Source organism: Micromonospora sp. NPDC051141 (genome assembly GCF_044455765.1).
GTDB lineage: Bacteria > Actinomycetota > Actinomycetes > Mycobacteriales > Micromonosporaceae > Micromonospora.
Genome location: NZ_JBITFD010000011.1, coordinates 253126 through 269239, shown reverse-complemented (window position 1 = coordinate 269239; position 16114 = coordinate 253126). Strand labels below are relative to the sequence as shown.

The 16114-nt window shown below is 73.8% G+C and carries 16 protein-coding genes; 13 read left to right on the top strand and 3 right to left on the bottom strand.

Annotation, left to right across the window (positions count from 1 at the left end; all coding sequences use genetic code 11):
• Positions 1-37 precede the first annotated feature (37 nt).
• The 6 genes from ACIA6B_RS22100 (at position 38) to ACIA6B_RS22075 (ending at position 6660) form a co-directional block, all read left to right on the top strand.
• Positions 38-3235 carry an Rne/Rng family ribonuclease gene (locus tag ACIA6B_RS22100; RefSeq protein WP_396775850.1) on the top strand — a complete coding sequence of 1066 codons (3198 nt, stop codon included), beginning with the start codon at positions 38-40 and terminating at the stop codon, positions 3233-3235.
• 121 nt (positions 3236-3356) lie between these two features.
• Complete coding sequence (locus ACIA6B_RS22095) at positions 3357-3827, top strand: hypothetical protein (RefSeq protein ID WP_396775848.1); 471 nt, start codon at positions 3357-3359, stop codon at positions 3825-3827.
• Between the two features lie 186 nt (positions 3828-4013).
• Entirely contained in the window at positions 4014-4331 is a 318-nt protein-coding gene (gene rplU / locus ACIA6B_RS22090; RefSeq protein WP_091072401.1) for a 50S ribosomal protein L21, read from the top strand.
• 10 nt (positions 4332-4341) lie between these two features.
• The gene (rpmA, locus tag ACIA6B_RS22085; protein WP_091072397.1) at positions 4342-4596 is read left to right on the top strand and encodes a 50S ribosomal protein L27; all 255 of its coding nucleotides are present in this window, start codon (positions 4342-4344) and stop codon (positions 4594-4596) included.
• A gap of 89 nt (positions 4597-4685) precedes the next feature.
• Positions 4686-6140: a GTPase ObgE gene (obgE, locus tag ACIA6B_RS22080; RefSeq protein ID WP_396775845.1), complete on the top strand. Its 1455-nt coding sequence runs from the start codon at positions 4686-4688 to the stop codon at positions 6138-6140.
• 70 nt (positions 6141-6210) lie between these two features.
• On the top strand, positions 6211-6660 hold the full coding sequence (locus tag ACIA6B_RS22075; RefSeq protein WP_396775843.1) for a GNAT family N-acetyltransferase: 450 nt from the start codon (positions 6211-6213) through the stop codon (positions 6658-6660).
• 28 nt (positions 6661-6688) lie between these two features.
• On the opposite strand, the gene ACIA6B_RS22070 is transcribed toward ACIA6B_RS22075, so the two are convergent.
• Complete coding sequence (locus ACIA6B_RS22070; protein WP_396775842.1) at positions 6689-7348, bottom strand: DUF6766 family protein; 660 nt, start codon at positions 7346-7348, stop codon at positions 6689-6691.
• Between the two features lie 97 nt (positions 7349-7445).
• The gene (locus tag ACIA6B_RS22065) at positions 7446-7922 is read right to left on the bottom strand and encodes a DUF4383 domain-containing protein (RefSeq protein ID WP_396775840.1); all 477 of its coding nucleotides are present in this window, start codon (positions 7920-7922) and stop codon (positions 7446-7448) included.
• A gap of 196 nt (positions 7923-8118) precedes the next feature.
• Between ACIA6B_RS22065 and ACIA6B_RS22060 the strand changes: the two genes are divergently transcribed.
• The 3 genes from ACIA6B_RS22060 to ACIA6B_RS22050 are packed head-to-tail and all read left to right on the top strand — an operon-like array spanning position 8119 to position 10020.
• Complete coding sequence (locus tag ACIA6B_RS22060) at positions 8119-8901, top strand: hypothetical protein (RefSeq protein ID WP_396775839.1); 783 nt, start codon at positions 8119-8121, stop codon at positions 8899-8901.
• Between the two features lie 31 nt (positions 8902-8932).
• Positions 8933-9385, top strand: coding sequence for a phage holin family protein (locus ACIA6B_RS22055; RefSeq protein WP_107155680.1), 453 nt, complete (start codon positions 8933-8935; stop codon positions 9383-9385).
• Complete coding sequence (locus ACIA6B_RS22050) at positions 9382-10020, top strand: DUF3618 domain-containing protein (protein WP_396775837.1); 639 nt, start codon at positions 9382-9384, stop codon at positions 10018-10020. The genes ACIA6B_RS22055 and ACIA6B_RS22050 overlap by 4 nt, the downstream gene beginning before the upstream one ends.
• Before the next feature lie 42 nt (positions 10021-10062).
• Here the strand turns inward: ACIA6B_RS22050 and ACIA6B_RS22045 are convergent, their stop codons facing one another.
• A complete protein-coding gene (locus ACIA6B_RS22045; RefSeq protein WP_396775835.1) occupies positions 10063-11145 on the bottom strand; it encodes a glycosyltransferase in 1083 nt (360 codons plus the stop codon).
• 128 nt (positions 11146-11273) lie between these two features.
• Between ACIA6B_RS22045 and ACIA6B_RS22040 the strand changes: the two genes are divergently transcribed.
• From ACIA6B_RS22040 to ACIA6B_RS22025, 4 genes are read left to right on the top strand one after another with little or no spacing between them, the layout of a single operon-like run.
• Positions 11274-11912: a cyclase gene (locus tag ACIA6B_RS22040; protein ID WP_396775833.1), complete on the top strand. Its 639-nt coding sequence runs from the start codon at positions 11274-11276 to the stop codon at positions 11910-11912.
• The gene (locus ACIA6B_RS22035) at positions 11909-13087 is read left to right on the top strand and encodes a zinc-dependent alcohol dehydrogenase (RefSeq protein WP_396775831.1); all 1179 of its coding nucleotides are present in this window, start codon (positions 11909-11911) and stop codon (positions 13085-13087) included. Before ACIA6B_RS22040 ends, ACIA6B_RS22035 begins: the two co-directional genes overlap by 4 nt.
• Before the next feature lie 48 nt (positions 13088-13135).
• On the top strand, positions 13136-13663 hold the full coding sequence (locus ACIA6B_RS22030; protein ID WP_396775829.1) for an HPP family protein: 528 nt from the start codon (positions 13136-13138) through the stop codon (positions 13661-13663).
• Between the two features lie 3 nt (positions 13664-13666).
• Positions 13667-16114 (top strand): molybdopterin oxidoreductase family protein, encoded by a 2448-nt coding sequence (locus ACIA6B_RS22025; protein WP_396775827.1) that lies wholly within the window; start codon positions 13667-13669, stop codon positions 16112-16114.

Below are 16114 nucleotides of genomic sequence, written 5' to 3'. Positions count from 1 at the left end.
CAACCGCGCCCGGGGCAGCCAGAACTGGAGAACGTCCATGCTCGAGAACGAGCCCGAGGGCGGCGAACGGACCGGCGCCGAGCCGGCCGACGCGACCGCCACCAGCACCGACGGCGTCGCCGAGGTGAAGCCGCCGCCCCGTAAGCGGGCCAGCCGGCGCAAGGCCGCGCCGCTCAACCAGCCGGAGCAGACCGACGCGCCGGTCGAGGCGTCCGCCGCGGCCACCGGCAGCGGCGAGTCGCCGCAGGCCGAGGTGTTCGCGCCGGTGGCCGGTGAGTTGGAGGCCGCGCCGAAGACCACCCGCCGGCGCCGGAAGGCGACCCCGGCGAAGGCGGTCGAGGAGCCGGTGGCCGCTGCCGAGGTGCAGGCCACCTCGGACGAGGTGGTGCCGCCGGTCAAGGTCACCCGGACCCGCCGCCGCAAGGCCACCCCACCCGCCGCCGAGCCGATGCCGGCCGCCGAGCCGCCGACCGAGGCGCCCGCCGAGGCCGCCGGGCCGCCGACCGCGTCGACCGAGGCGCCCACCGGGCCGTCGGCCGCGCCGGTCGAGGCCACCGGGCTGTCGGGCGAGCCGGCCGCCGGGACCGGGACCGTGCCGTCGGGCGGTGCCGTGGTCGACGGACCGGTCTCGGTTCCGGGCGGCGCGGGCGAGATCGCCGAGGGTCGGGCCCCGCTCGACGAGGACGCGGTCGGCGAGGACGCCGTGGACGAGCCCACCCCGGGCGAGGGCGCCACCCGCTCCCGTGCCCGCGGGACCGCTGCCGAGGGTGGTGCGCGGTCGCGTGCCGGCGGGCGGCGCGCGTCCCGGCGTACCGACGAGGTCGACCTGGCCCGGGCCGGTGGGCCGGCGGACGCCACCGGCGTGGTGTCGACCGGCGCCGCGGTGCCGGGTGTGGCGGACGAGCCGGCGGACGAGGAGCGGCCGGCCACCGGCCGCCGGCGTCGCGCGGCGCTCTCCGCGCCCACCGTCCTGTTCATGCCCCCGCAGCCCGAGGAGGCCCCGGCGGTCCGGGTCACCTACCCGGCCGTCGAGGAGGCGGCGGAGGAGCCGGTCGAGACCGGCCGCCGTCGCCGTCGCGGCCGGCGGGAGGCCGAGCCGGTGGCGACCGAGGTCGAGCCCGAGGCCGTCGAGGAGGAGGAGCCGGCCGCCGAGGCGGACGAGTCCGCCGACGCCGAGGACGACGACGACACCGCCGAGGGCCGTCGCCGTCGCCGTCGTGGTCGCCGGGGCCGTGGCCGGGGCAAGGGCGGCGCGGACGAGGCCGACGAGGACGAGACCGGTACGGCCGAGCCGGCCGACGCGGAGGCCGAGGAGAGCGACGAGGAGGCCGAGGGCGACGGGATGACCCGTCGCCGCCGTCGGCGTCGTCGCCGGGGCGCGGGTGAGGCGGAGACCACCGCCGAGGACGGCGTGCCCACCGTCGTCAAGATCCGAGAGCCGCGCAAGGCGGTCGACGAGGTGCAGGGCGTCTCCGGATCGACCCGGCTGGAGGCCAAGCGGCAGCGCCGCCGGGACGGCCGCGAGCAGCGGCGCACCCGGCCGCCGATCCTGAGCGAGTCGGAGTTCCTGGCCCGCCGCGAGGCGGTCGACCGGACGATGGTGGTGCGCCAGCGCGGCGACCGTACCCAGATCGCGGTGCTCGAGGACGGCGTGCTGGTCGAGCACTACGTGACCCGCAACTCGTCCGGCACCATGGCCGGCAACGTCTACCTCGGCAAGGTGCAGAACGTCCTGCCGAGCATGGAGGCGGCCTTCGTCGACATCGGGCGCGGGCGCAACGCCGTCCTGTACGCCGGCGAGGTCAACTGGGACGCCACCGGGCTGGAGGGCCGGGCCCGCTCGATCGAGCAGGCGCTGCGCTCCGGCGACCCGGTGCTGGTGCAGGTCACCAAGGACCCGATCGGGCACAAGGGCGCGCGGCTCACCAGCCACGTCGCGCTCTCCGGCCGGCACCTGGTCTACGTGCCCAACGGCAACGCCTCCGGGATCAGCCGCAAGCTGCCGGACACCGAGCGCAAGCGGCTGCGGGACATCCTCAAGAAGCTGGTGCCGGACGGCGCCGGGGTGATCGTCCGGACCGCGGCGGAGGGCGCCAGCGAGGACGAGCTGGCCCGGGACGTCAAGCGGCTCCAGGCGCAGTGGGACGACATCCAGGCCAAGGCCGCCTCCGGCGGTGCCCCGGTGCTGCTCTACGAGGAGCCGGACCTGGTTATCCGGGTGGTCCGGGACCTCTTCAACGAAGACTTCCGCGAGCTGGTCATCGAGGGCGAGTCGGCGTACGACGTGGTCGAGTCGTACCTGTCGCACGTCTCGCCGGACCTGGTGGCGCGGCTGCGCCGGCACGCCGGCGTCACCGACGTGTTCGCCGAGTACCGGATCGACGAGCAGATCCTCAAGGGGCTGGACCGGAAGGTCTTCCTGCCCTCCGGCGGGTCGCTGGTGATCGACCGGACCGAGGCGATGACCGTCGTCGACGTCAACACCGGCAAGTACACCGGCTCCGGCGGCAACCTGGAGGAGACGGTCACCCGCAACAACCTGGAGGCGGCCGAGGAGATCGTGCGCCAGTTGCGGCTGCGCGACCTCGGCGGCATCGTGGTGATCGACTTCATCGACATGGTGTTGGAGTCGAACCGGGAGCTGGTGCTGCGCCGGCTCACCGAGTGCCTGGGTCGGGACCGCACCAAGCACCAGGTCACCGAGATCACCTCGCTGGGCCTGGTGCAGATGACCCGCAAGCGGATCGGCGCGGGCCTGCTGGAGGCGTTCAGCGAGACCTGCGAGTGCTGCAAGGGCCGGGGCGTGGTGATCCACACCGAGCCGGTGCCGGAGAAGCCGCGTGCCGGCGGCGCGGGGGAGAAGGTCAAGGCGGTCGCCTCGGCGGTCGCGCCGGCCGAGGAGAAGAGCCGTCGCCGGGGTCGCAAGGCCGCGGCGGAGAAGCCCGCCGTGGAGGCCGCGGCGGAGCCGCCGGCCGCCGCGCCGGAGCGGACCGTCGTCGAGGTGGCCGAGTCCGCCGACGACTACTACGACACCCAGGGCTATGACCTCTCCCGGTTCGAGACCGAGACGCCGGCCGCCCCGGCGGTCGCGGACAGCCAGGAGGGCGACTCGGCCCGACTCGCCGCGGCCGACGACCCGGACGCGATCGGCGACGGCGACGACGAGGGCGCCGACGGCGGCTCGTCGCGGCGGCGGTCCCGCCGTGGCGGCGCCCGGCGGCGTACCCGGCCGTGAGCCGCTGACCTGCGTGGCGTTTGACAGGGCCCCTGGTCCGGCAACAGAGTGCCGGGAGCAGGGGCCCTGCCGTTTCCCGTCGACCCCCGGTCGGGCCGGCCGCGCCCCGGAGGGAGGAGACATGCGCCGGGTGTTCGCGGTCACCGCGTTGACCGGACTGCTGCTGGCCGGGTCGGGCTGCGCCGAGCGGACCGACCCGTTCTCGGTGGGCTTCGCCTCACCGGCCCCGGCGGCCACGTCGCCCACGCCCGCCCCGACCGTCACCGGCGACGCGGGCGTCTGTGCCCGCGCGAAGCAGGCCGGATCCGTGGCCGTCCAGACGTACGTGCAGAAGCTGGCGGAGATGCTGCGGGCGGGCGGCACGGGGGACCGGGGCGCGGAGAAGGCCGCCCGGCGGGACGCGGAGGCCGCGCTGGCGGGCTGGCGGGACGTGCTGCGGGAGCAGTCCGGGCGGGCCACCGACCCGCGCCTGCGGACGCTGCTGGCGGACCTGGCCACCGAGGTGGGCGGGCTCGGCACCGACGTGCGGGCGATCGACGAGACCGCGTTCGACCGGCTCCAGCAGCGGCTCGACCAGCTCTGCCCGGCGTGACCGGCAGCCCGGTTTGGGCGGCGGACCGGGTATGGCGTACTCTTGCCTGCGGCGCACTTTGGTGTGCCTAGTTCCCGCGCGCCCGCGCCGCCGGTGTCACGGCTCCCGGCGAGACGCCGTGGGAACGACCCGCCGGCAACGGTGGGAAAGACGCCAGCAGCCTCAACGACAGGGAGTGCGCCTCCGATGTACGCGATCGTCAAGACCGGCGGCAAGCAGTACAAGGTCGCCGAGGGCGACGTGATCGAGGTCGAGAAGCTCACCGGTGCCCCCGGTGACGCGGTGAAGCTCACCGCGGTGCTCCTCGTCGACGGTGACGACCTGGTGACCGACGCGGCGAAGCTCGCCAAGGTCGCGGTGTCCGGCGAGATCGCCGCGCACACCAAGGGCCCGAAGATCCGGATCCACAAGTTCAAGAACAAGACCGGCTACCACAAGCGTCAGGGTCACCGGCAGCCGCTGACCCAGATCAAGGTGACCGGCATCTCCAACAGCGGGAAGTAGGTCGTCGGAAATGGCTCACAAAAAGGGTGCGTCCAGCTCGCGTAACGGTCGCGACTCCGCGGCCCAGCGGCTCGGCGTGAAGCGCTTCGGTGGTCAGGTCGTCAGCGCGGGTGAGATCCTCATCCGTCAGCGTGGCACCAAGTTCCACCCCGGTGACCTGGTCGGCCGTGGCGGCGACGACACGCTGTTCGCGCTGTCCGCCGGTTCGGTGCAGTTCGGCACCAAGCGCGGTCGCAAGACCGTCAGCATCGTGCCTCAGCAGTAGTTCGAAGCCGAAGCGGGCCGCGGACCTCGGGTCCCGGCCCGCTTCGGCTTTCCACGTGCGGGGCGGACCCCGCTGGAAGGATTGGCGTCGTGACGACGTTCGTTGACCGGGTCGTCCTGCACATGCAGGCCGGCGACGGCGGGCACGGCTGTGTCTCGATCCACCGGGAGAAGTTCAAGCCCTTCGGTGGCCCGGACGGCGGCAACGGCGGCCATGGCGGCAGCGTGTCGCTGGTGGTCGACCCGCAGGTCACCACGCTGCTCGACTTCCACTTCCGGCCGCACCTGAAGGCCGAGAACGGCAAGGGCGGGGCCGGCTCGAACCGGGACGGCGCCAACGGTCGCGACCTGGTGATCAAGGTGCCGAACGGCACCGTGGTGCAGACCCTGGACGGCGAGGTGCTGGCCGACCTGGTCGGGGTGGGCACCACCTTCGAGGCGGCCCGCGGTGGCCGGGCCGGTCGGGGCAACGCCTCGCTGGCCAACGCCCGCCGCAAGGCGCCCGGCTTCGCCGAACTGGGTGAGCCCGGCGACAAGCTCGACGTGGTGCTGGAGCTGAAGAGCGTCGCCGACGTCGGCCTGGTCGGGTTCCCGTCCGCCGGGAAGTCCTCGCTGATCTCGGTGATCTCGGCCGCCAAGCCGAAGATCGCCGACTACCCGTTCACCACGCTGGTGCCCAACCTGGGCGTGGTCCGGGTGGACAACCACACCTTCACCGTCGCGGACGTGCCCGGCCTGATCCCGGGCGCCGCCACCGGCAAGGGGCTGGGCCTGGAGTTCCTCCGCCACGTCGAGCGGTGTGCCGTGCTGGTGCACGTGGTCGACACCGCGACGCTGGAGCCGGGCCGCGACCCGCTCGCCGACATCGACGCCATCGAGTCGGAGCTGGCCCAGTACGGCGGGCTGGCCGACCGGCCCCGGCTGGTCGCGCTGAACAAGGTCGACGTGCCGGACGGGAAGGACCTCGCCGACATCGTCCGCCCCGACCTGGAGGCCCGTGGCTTCCGCGTCTTCGACGTCTCCAGCGCCACCCGCGAGGGCCTGCGCGAGCTGACGTACGCGATGGCCCAGTTGGTCGACGAGGGCCGCCGCGCCGTGCCGGAGGTGGAGCCGACCCGGATCGTGCTCCGCCCGAAGGCGGTCGACGACGCCGGGTTCACCATCGAGGCCGAGCCGGACGGGTCCTACACCGTCCGGGGCAGCCGACCGGAGCGCTGGGTGAAGCAGACGAACTTCGACAACGACGAGGCGGTGGGCTTCCTGGCCGACCGGCTGGCCCGGCTGGGCGTCGAGGAGAAGCTGGCCAAGGCCGGCGCGCAGGCCGGCGACCTGGTCCGGATCGGCGAGCGCGAGTTCGACTGGCAGCCGACGCTCTATGCGGGCGTCGACTTCGTGCCCGGCAACCGGGGCACCGACGTGCGGCTGGAGGACAAGTCGACACGCCCCTCCGCCGCCGACCGGCTGGAGGCCCGCAAGGCCCGCCGGCAGCGCCCGGAGGACGAGATCGAGGCGGGTCCGACGGCCGAGGACACGGACGACGACTAGTCCGGTCGTGTCCGTGTCGGGGACCTCGGCCGGAAACCTTCGCGAAATCCGGTCGACCTACCGTGACGGGATGCTGATCGAATGCCGGCCCGCCACCGATCCGGAGGTCGCCGCGCTCGTCGTGGCCCAGCAGCGTGAGCTGCGGGACGCCGACGGTGGGCTGGACGGGCAGGTCACCGTCACCCACTCCGACATTCGTTACCTGGCGGCCGTGGTCGGCGGCCGGGCGGTCGGCTGCGGCGGCCTCCAGGCGCTCGACGCCGACACCGGCGAGCTGAAGCGGATGTACGTCCGGCCGGCGTACCGGGGGCGCGGCATCGCCCGGCAGTTGCTGCTCGCGCTTGAGGAACTGGCCTTCCGGCAGGGGCACCGGACGGTGTGCCTGGAGACCGGCACCTACCTGCCGGCCGCCATCGGGCTCTACCGGTCCAGCGGCTACCAGCCGATCCCGGTGTACGGCGAGTACGTCGACAATCCGTACAGCGTCTGCTTCGCCAAACAGCTCCCGGTGGCAGCGTAGGGAGGGGCCCCTTCTCACCACACCCCGCTCAGGCGCTCGTCTGCGCGTGCGGGGCGGTCACCGGCTTGGACTCGGGGCTGGCGTGCTGGCGCAGCACGATGCTGAGCAGGATCAGCACGCCCACGGCGAGGAACTCGCTCTGCCAGTTCTGCATGGACTGGAACCAGAAGTCGCTGGTGCCGAGGAACTGCCAGGCGCTGATCGGGGCGGCGCCGCTCTCCAGCGCCTGCTCCTGGTTGTAGGCGGCGACGCCGCCGAAGAGGTGCCCCAGGAACGACCCGGCGAAGATCATCAGCAGCGCGATGGAGAGGCTGTTGCGGTAGACCACCAGCGGCAGCCCGCCGGCCCGTACCGGCCAGGGCGCGTCCGGGCCGGCGTGGTCGCGGTTGTCGTCGGGGCGGTCCGTCTCCCCCTCGGGCTTGGACTCGGCCGAACCCTTCTGCACCAGGTACGCGGTGAGCAGCACATAGCCGCCCATCTGGAGGAACTCGGACTCCCAGTTCTCGAACACCGCCTCGGCGAAGTGCCCGGTCCCCAGGTAGGCCCACCAGCTCAGCGGCGCGGCGCCGTACTGGCTGAGCTCCTCGTTGTGCACCTGCCAGCCGAACACGCTCTGCAGCAGCAGGAAGACCAGAAACGCGCCGAGCATGGCGACCGAGAGCGCGTTGCCCCGCAAAAACCGTGACATAGCCGGACCTCCTCGTCCCGCCCCGTTCACTGTGCGTACCGAGGGCTCCTGCCCCCGGGCACCCCGGGGCAAACGCCGCCCGGCGTGTCGTGGCTGGTCAGGGCCGGTCGATCGGGATGTCCGGTCGGCCGCCGGCGCCCACCTCGTTGTTCAGCAGCAGGCCCGCGGCGAGCATGCCGAAGCCGAGGAACAGGTGCAGCCAGTTGTCGGCGTCGTTGACCGGCACGAAGTTCGCCGTGCTCTCCCGGTCGATGGCGAAGCCGTACAGCCAGAGGACCAGGTAGAGCGCGCCGCCGCCGGCCAGGAACACCCGGGCGCCGGCCAGCCGCCGCGCGGCCAGCAGCCCGACCAGCCCGAAGAGCAGGTGCACCAGGTTGTGCAGCACCGACACCTGGAACACCCCGAGCAGCTTCGCCCCCGAGTGGTGCCCGGCGAACGCCAGCTCGCCGTAGTGGGTGGTGACACCGGGGACGAAGCCGAGCACGCCGATCAGGACGAAGACGGCCGCGACCGCGAGCGCGACCTTCTGCACCGTGGGCCGGGCGGACGGGCGTCCGCGCACCTCACGTGCCATCGCTGTCACCCCCCGTGGAGCCCACCCGGGGCGGGCCGGCCTCCCCATTCTGTGATCGGGACGGGCCGCTTCCGCAGAGAAATGACGAATCAGGCATGGACCCGACGGCCGAGGGTAGGGCAGTTGTCACGCGGAAAGCATTCGCGTGAACCCCCCCGAACACAACCGCTGGGAACGCACGAGCGGAAGGGACACCATGACTCAGGACTTTTCCTCCACGACCGCCACGTACGAGTCGACGAACGGCGGCGGCGTACGCGATCAGGCCCGCCAGGTCGGCTCCGACGCGGCAAGCGCGGGCGGCGCGGTCGCGCAGACCGCCAAGGAGCAGGGCCGGGAGGTGGTGGGCGAGGCCAAGCGGCAGGCCCGCGACCTCTACGGCGAGACCCGCAACCAGGTCACCGCGCAGGCCGGCCAGCAGCAGCAGCGGGCCGCCAGCGGCCTGCGGTCGCTGGCCGACGAGATGCGGTCGATGGCGCAGCAGGGTGGCGGCTCCGGGCCGGTCACCGAGCTGGCCCACCAGGCGGCCGAGCGGGTGCACGGCGTGGCCGGCTGGCTGGAGCAGCGCGAGCCGGGCGACCTGCTCAACGAGGTGAAGAGCTACGCCCGCCGTAACCCCGGCACGTTCCTGGTCGGCGCCGCCCTGCTGGGCGTGGTCGCCGGCCGGCTGACCCGGAACATCGCCGCCGTGGGCAACGACGACAGCGGCGTCCGCCCGGCCTACGACCCGGACCGGACCGCGGTCATCCCGACCACGCCGGCGGTGCCGACCCAGCCGGCCGGTGGCTACCTCGACCCGACGCCGGGCACCTACGCCGAGCCGGACCCGGGCTACTCCGCGCCGGGCGCGACCTACCCGGCCGGCGGCGCCCCGAACACCTGGGCCGACCCGGCCGGCGGCACCGGCCAGCCGCTGCCGCCGCCGAGCCAGACCGACCCGCTGCCGGGCGTGCCGTCGACCGGCGCTCCGCGCCCGTGAGCGGCCGGACCGGCAGAAGGGAGACCACGGCATGACCGTGCCGACGCAGGACCCCGGCTACCAGGCCGCGGGCGCGCCGCACCACGCCGACGAGGTACGCGGCAGCTCGATCGGGCAGTTGATGAGCCAGGTCACCGGCGACCTCTCCACGCTGATGCGCCAGGAGGTCGAGCTGGCCAAGGCCGAGATCCGCCAGGAGGGCAAGAAGGCGGGCAAGGCCGCCGGCCTCTACGGCGGCGCCGGCTTCGGCGGCTACATGGTGGCGCTCTTCGTCTCCGTCGCGGTGTGGCAGTTCCTCGACAACGTCATGGACTCCGGCCTGGCCGCGCTCATCGTGGCGGTGGTGTGGGCCGCGATCGCGGCGGTCCTCTACTCGAAGGCCAAGAAGAACGCCGAGCAGATCCGTGGCCTGAAGCAGACCAACGACAGCGTCCAGCGCATCCCGGACGCACTCAAGCCGCACCCGGAGGGAGTCACCCGATGAGCACCGATCCCGACCAGATCCGCCGGGAGATCGAAGCCACCCGCAACAACCTCAGCTCGGACGTGGACGCCCTGGCGTACAAGGTCAGCCCGAGCCGCATCGTCGACGACCGCAAGCAGCGCGTCCGCAGCGCGCTGACCAACGTGAAGGACAAGGTGATGGGAACCGCTTCCGACCTCGGCCACAGCACCGGCCACGCCGCGCACTCGGTGGGCGACCACGCCTCCTCGGCCGCGTCCACGGTGAGTGACAAGGCGCACTCCGCCGCCGCCACCGTGGGCGACGCCGCGCACCGGGCGCCGCAGGTCGTGCGGCAGAAGTCCCAGGGCAACCCGATCGCCGCCGGCGTGATCGCGTTCGGCGTCGGCATGCTGGTCTCCTCGCTGATCCCGGCCACCCGCCGCGAGCAGGAACTCGCCGCGCAGGTCAAGGAGAAGGCGACCGAGCACAGCGGCGTGGTGAAGGAGAAGCTGGGCGAGGTCGCGAACGAGCTGAAGGACGAGCTGCGCGAGCCGGCCCAGCACGCCGCCGAGTCGGTGCGCTCCACCGCGCAGGACGCCGTGCACGCGGTCAAGGACGACGGCCGCAGCGCCGCCCAGGACGTGCGGGAGAGCGCCCACCAGGCGCGCTCCTGACCGCGATCTGTCAGGCGGGGGCCCGCTGCTAACGCTCCGGCGTCAGCACGGGCCCCCGCCGTCGCATGTCTCGACCCAGCGGGTCAGCTCGTCGGGGCGGTGGCGGGTGGCCAGCCGCCGCAGGGCACGGGTGCTGTGGGCCGCCGTCCGCAGGCGGCTGCCCGCGTACGGCACCCCGCCGCGCAGTCGCCGGCCCACCGCCAGCCAGGCGCACACGCCGCGCTCCAGCACCCAGGCGGGCGCCGCGAGCGTGGTGTGCGCCGGGAAGACCCGGGCCCCGCCGGCCCGTCGCCGGCCCAGCTCCGCCACCGCGACCGTGACCAGTCCGGCCCGCACCAGCAGCCCCGGACGGCGGGCGACGAGCGCGACCGCCGTCGCCGGTAGCACCGCCAGCGCGGCCAGCAGCCACGCCGGCCGGGCCGTCTCGTCGTACGCCTGGCGCACCCGCTGCCCGAGGAAGTGCCCGGTGGTGGGCGGCAGTCGCCGCACGTACAGCCAGGCCGGGGTGGCCGTGCTGCCGCCGTACGCGCGGACGGTCCGGACCAGCTCCAGGTTCTCGAAGAGCACGTCCGGGTCGTAGCCGCCCATCGCCAGGAAGGTGCTCCGGCGCAGCGCCAGCGTGCCCGGCCAGTCCCCGCCGAACACCCGGGCGAGCAGCGTCCGTCCGGTGTCCCACCAGGCGTGCCAGGGCAGCGGGGCGAAGTGGTTCTGCGGCCGGACCAGGTCCACCCGGTCGAGCAGCTCGTGCACCGCGCGCAACCCCGACAGGTCGTACCGGACGTCGTCGTCGGCGATCACCACGTGCTCGTGCCGCGCCAGCGCGACGCCGGTGAGCACCCCGAGCACCTTGCCGTTGCGCCCGCGCAGCGCGGGATCCGGCGGGACGTGCCGGACCAGTCCCCGCCAGGCGTCCGCGTGCCGGGCGAACAGCTCCGGCGGCGAGCCGTCCACCACCACCACGTCCACCCAGCGGCGCAGCTCGCGCAGGTAGCCGGTCAGCTCGTCGAGACCGTGGTCGTCGGCGGCGCGCAGCGGCAGGACGTACGCCATCGGAAGCCGGTCCGGCGCGGGCGCCGCGACGGACCGGCCGGGGTGCGGCAGCGGTGGAACGGTCGCTCGGGTCACGTCGCCTCCGGTCGGCTCGGGTCCCGCGACTTGCCCGGAATGCGGCCCCTGAAACCGTTTCGGCCGCCGTGACCCGGGTAGCGCAGCCGAATACGGACGGGCCGAGCCGTCCGGCTGGAGGAGACGTGATGAGCAGCAACGGAACGAGGTGGGCGCTGGCCGGCGCCGCCGCGGTGACCGCGCTCGGGATCACCCGCACGGTGGCCCGGCGCCGGCGCCGGCACCAACCCGACCGGGAGGACGGCTGGTACGTGGTGCACCGCGGGATCACCGTGGACCGGCCGGTCGACGCGGTGATCGGCTTCTGGACCGACCGGGAGCGGCTCGACCGGGGCCTGGCCGAGTGGGCCACGCTGGAACAGCTCGACGACAACCGGTGGCGCTGCGTGGCCGCCGACCCGGCCGGCGGCGGCACCGGATGGCGGGCCGAGATCACCGTCGACGGTCCGGGCCGGCTGAGCTGGCGCACCACCGACGGGCCGGTGGCCCAGCGGGGCCGCGTCGAGCTGGTCGCCGCGCCGCAGGGCCGGGGCACCGAGATCCGCGCCGAGCTGCGCTGGCGTTCCGGCCCGCTGCGCCGGGCGGTCGGCCTGGCCGGCGGCGACGACCCGGACCTGGCGCTGCGGACCGCGCTGCGCCGGATCAAGTCGCTGATCGAGACCGGGCAGGTGCTGGACACCCGGCACGACCCGTCCGGCCGCAGCCCGCGCCAGGAACGGGCCACCGACAAGGTACGCGAGAAGCTGATCGTGGGAGGACGGCCGTGAGGGCGTTGTGCTGGGAGGGCGTCGGCAAGCTCGCCGTGCGCGACGTGCCGGAGCCGACCATCAGGTCGGCCGGCGACATCATCGTCAAGGTACGCGCGAGCAGCGTCTGCGGTTCCGACCTGCACCTGATCAACGGCTATCTGCCGGCGATGCGCGAGGGGGACGTGCTCGGCCACGAGTTCATGGGCGAGGTGGTGGAGACCGGCCCGGACGTCCGGCGGATCTCGGTCGGCGACCGGGTGGTGGTCGGCTCGGTGGTGGCCTGCGGCTCCTGCTGGTACTGCCGCACCGAGCAGTTCTCGCTCTGCGACAACTCCAACCCGCAGCCGGTCTTCACCGAGAAGCTGTGGGGCCACTCGCCGGCCGGCATCCTCGGCTACTCGCACGCGGCCGGCGGCTACTCCGGCAGCCACGCCGAGTACATCCGGGTGCCGTTCGGCGACGTCGGCGCGTTCACCGTGCCGGACGGCGTGCCGGACGACTCGGTGGTGTTCGCCTCCGACGCGATGCCGACCGGGTGGATGGCGGCCGACTTCTGCGCCCTGAAGGGCGGCGAGGTGGTGGCGGTCTGGGGCGCCGGTGGCGTCGGGCAGATGGCCGCCCGCTCCGCGCAGCTCCTCGGCGCCGAGCGGGTCGTGGTCATCGACCGGCTGCCGGACCGGCTCGCCACCGCGGCCGAGCGGCTCGGCGTGGAGACGATCAACTACGCGGAGACCGACGTGCTGGAGGCGCTGCGCGAACTGACCGCCGGGCGCGGCCCGGACGCCTGCATCGAGGCGGTCGGCATGGAGTCGCACGACGTCGGGCCGACCTACGCGTACGACAGGGCGAAGCAGAGCGTCCGGTTGCAGAGCGACCGGCCGACCTCGGTCCGGCAGGCGATCATGGCGTGCCGCAAGGGCGGCACGGTCAGCATCGTCGGCGTGTACGGCGGCCTGGTGGACAAGTTCCCGCTCGGCGCCGCCATGAACAAGGCGCTCGTGCTGCGGATGGGGCAGATGCACGCCCAGCGCTACATCCCGATGCTGCTGGACCGCGTCGCGGCCGGCGAGATCGACCCCGGCTACCTGGCCACCCACCCGATGTCGCTGGAGCAGGGCGCCCGGGGCTACGAGATCTTCGAGAAGAAGGAGGACGGCTGCCTGCGTACCGTGCTGCACCCGCAGGCGGTCTGACCGGGCCGGCGTCGGGTTCGGGGCGGTGGATCGGGGTAGGTCCAAGAGATGACCGCCGATACCGAACCGCCGCTGCGGCCCGCCGCCCGCGCCTTCGCCGGCAGCGCGGTGGCGCTGGTCGTGGCCGGCGCGATCGCGATGCTGACCCGGCAGCCCTGGCTGTTCCCCAGCCTCGGGCCGGCGATCATGCTGCACGTCGAGCGGCCCGACCGGCCGGAGTCCTCGCCCCGCAACACGGTGGTCGGGCATCTGGTGGCGTTGCTCGCCGGGTACGCCTTCCTGCTGGTCACCGGCCTCGCCGACCAGCCGTCGGCGGTGCAGGAGGGGGTGTCCGGAGCCCGAATCGCCGCCGCCGCCGGCTCGCTCGCGGTCACCGCGGCGGCGCTGGTGCTGCTGAACGCCCCGCACCCGCCGGCCGGCGCGACCACACTGATCGTGAGCCTCGGGTTACTGCACACCCCGGCCCAGCTCGTCGTCGCGTTCGCCTCGGTGCTGCTGGTGACCGCGCTGGACCTGCTGTTCAACCGGGCCACCGGACGGCCGATGCCGCTCTGGTCGGCGCCGAAGAAGGGATGAGCGATGGTGGACCGGATCGCCGACCCGTGGGGGCCGCGCACGCCGTACGGGCCGGGGGAGCGCTGGCCGGTGCGGGTGGACACGTTCCTCGCCGACGGGCACACCGCGGCGGACGTGCAGCGCTGGGTGCCGACCGCCTCGATCCTGCACTCCAACGGCGACGCGATGGACATCGCGGTGGTCGACGACCGGATCGTCGGCGTGCGCGGCCGGGCCGGGGACCGGGTCAACCACGGCCGGGTCGACCCGAAGGACCTGTACGGCTGGCAGGCCAACCACAGCCCGGACCGGCTGCGCCGCCCGCTGGTGCGTGACGGCGACCGGCTGGTGGAGACGGACTGGGACACCGCGATGGGGCGGATCGTGGCCCGCTCCCAGGAGCTGCGGGAGGGCCCCGGCGGGTGGGGGCACTTCGGCTTCTACACCAGCGGCCAGCTCTTCCTGGAGGAGTACTACACGCTCGGCGTGATCGGCAAGGCCGGGCTGGGCACGCCGCACATGGACGGCAACACCCGGCTCTGCACGGCCACCGCCGCGGCGGCGCTGAAGGCGTCCTTCGGCACCGACGGGCAGCCCGGCTCGTACACCGACGTGGACCACTGCGACGCGATCGCGCTCTGGGGGCACAACGTCGCGGAGACCCAGACCGTGCTCTGGATGCGGATGCTGGACCGGCGGCGCGGGCCGAACCCGCCGGCCATGCTCGCGGTCGACCCGCGGGCCACCCCGGTGGCCCGGGAGGCCGACGTGCACCTGGCGCTGCGCAACGGCACCAACATGGCGTTGCTCAACGGCCTGCTCCGGGAGCTGATCCACCGCGGCTGGCACGACGAGGCGTACGTCGCGGCGCACACCGTCGGCTTCGAGGAGCTGTGCCGGGTGGTGGACGACTACCCGGTCGCGAAGGTCGCGGAGATCTGCGACCTGCCGGCCCGGGACATCGAGCGGGCCGCCGAGCTGCTCGGCGGGTCGCAGCGGCTGCTGTCCACCGTGCTCCAGGGCTTCTACCAGTCCAACCAGGCCACCGCCGCGGCCTGCCAGGTCAACAACCTGCACCTGATCGGCGGCATGCTCGGCCGCCCCGGCGCCGGCCTCTACCAGATGAACGGGCAGCCCACCGCCCAGAACAACCGGGAGTGCGGCGCCGACGGCGACCTGCCCGGGCTGCGCAACTGGGAGAATCCCGCGCACGTCGCCGAGCTGGCCCGGCTCTGGAACGTCGACATCGACACCATCCCGCACTGGTCGCCGCCCACCCACGCGATGCAGATCTTCCGGTACGCCGAGCAGGGCTCGGTCAAGCTGCTCTGGATCTCGGCCACCAACCCGGCCGTGTCCCTGCCCGACCTGGCCCGGATCCGCCGCATCCTGGCCCGGCCGGAGCTGTTCGTGGTGGTGCAGGACCTCTTCCTGACCGAGACCGCGGAGCTGGCCGACGTGGTGCTGCCGGCCGCCACCTGGGGCGAGAAGACCGGCACGTTCACCAGTGTCGACCGCACCGTGCACATCTCCGACAAGGCGGTCGAGCCACCCGGCGAGGCCCGCCCCGACCTGGACATCTTCCTCGACTACGCGCGCCGGATGGACTTCCGCGACCGCGACGGGAACCCGTTGATCCCCTGGACCGGGCCGGAGGAGGTGTTCCGGGCGTGGCAGGAGTGCAGCCGGGGCCGGCCCTGCGACTACACCGGCATCACCTACGACCGCCTGCGTGCCGGGGGCATCCAGTGGCCGTGCGACGAGGCGCACCCGGACGGCACCGAACGGCTCTACACCGACGGCGTCTTCCACACCGACCCGGACTACTGCGAGACGTACGGCCACGACCTGGCGACCGGCGCGGAGCTGCTGGCGGAGGAGTACCGCGCGAAGGAGCCGGGCGGCCGGGCGTTCCTACACGCCACGCCGTACCAGCCGTCGCCGGAGGTGCCCGGCGACGACTATCCGCTGCTGCTGACCACCGGCCGTACCGTCTACCAGTTCCACACCCGCACCAAGACCGGCCGGTCCACCCAGCTCGACCACGCCGCGCCGGAGTCCTGGCTGGAGCTGAACCCGGCCGACGCGTCTCGGCTCGGCGTCGGCGAGGGTGACCTGGTCCGGGTCGAGTCGCCGCGCGGCCTGGTGCGGGCCCGGGCCCGGCTCTGCGGGGTCCGCCCCGGCCTGGTCTTCCTGCCGTTCCACTACGGCTACTGGGACACCGACGACGGCCCCGCCCCGGGTGCGGGACGGCACGACCGGGCGGCGAACGAGCTGACGATCACCGCCTGGGACCCGGTGTCCAAACAACCGATCTTCAAGGTGGCCGCCGTCCGGGTGGTCCGGGAGGCCGGCTCGGACGGCCGGCCCTCGCCCGCACCCACGGTCGGCGGGTCCGCCCCGCCGGCGGGCTCCGGCATCCCGGCCACCGTGGGCGGGCCGGCCGCCGAGGCGTCGTCGGAGGTGCAGTGA

Bases quoted from the DNA above. Each gene is read 5' to 3' on its own strand.
- ACIA6B_RS22025 (WP_396775827.1), top strand. From the start codon at position 13,667: ATGGTGGACCGGATCGCCGACCCGTGGGGGCCGCGCACGCCGTACGGG.
- ACIA6B_RS22060 (WP_396775839.1), top strand. From the start codon at position 8,119: ATGACTCAGGACTTTTCCTCCACGACCGCCACGTACGAGTCGACGAAC.
- ACIA6B_RS22050 (WP_396775837.1), top strand. From the start codon at position 9,382: ATGAGCACCGATCCCGACCAGATCCGCCGGGAGATCGAAGCCACCCGC.
- ACIA6B_RS22055 (WP_107155680.1), top strand. From the start codon at position 8,933: ATGACCGTGCCGACGCAGGACCCCGGCTACCAGGCCGCGGGCGCGCCG.
- ACIA6B_RS22040 (WP_396775833.1), top strand. From the start codon at position 11,274: ATGAGCAGCAACGGAACGAGGTGGGCGCTGGCCGGCGCCGCCGCGGTG.
- ACIA6B_RS22100 (WP_396775850.1), top strand. From the start codon at position 38: ATGCTCGAGAACGAGCCCGAGGGCGGCGAACGGACCGGCGCCGAGCCG.
- ACIA6B_RS22095 (WP_396775848.1), top strand. From the start codon at position 3,357: ATGCGCCGGGTGTTCGCGGTCACCGCGTTGACCGGACTGCTGCTGGCC.
- ACIA6B_RS22065 (WP_396775840.1), bottom strand. From the start codon at position 7,922: ATGGCACGTGAGGTGCGCGGACGCCCGTCCGCCCGGCCCACGGTGCAG.
- ACIA6B_RS22070 (WP_396775842.1), bottom strand. From the start codon at position 7,348: ATGTCACGGTTTTTGCGGGGCAACGCGCTCTCGGTCGCCATGCTCGGC.
- ACIA6B_RS22075 (WP_396775843.1), top strand. From the start codon at position 6,211: ATGCTGATCGAATGCCGGCCCGCCACCGATCCGGAGGTCGCCGCGCTC.
- rplU (WP_091072401.1), top strand. From the start codon at position 4,014: ATGTACGCGATCGTCAAGACCGGCGGCAAGCAGTACAAGGTCGCCGAG.
- rpmA (WP_091072397.1), top strand. From the start codon at position 4,342: ATGGCTCACAAAAAGGGTGCGTCCAGCTCGCGTAACGGTCGCGACTCC.
- ACIA6B_RS22030 (WP_396775829.1), top strand. From the start codon at position 13,136: ATGACCGCCGATACCGAACCGCCGCTGCGGCCCGCCGCCCGCGCCTTC.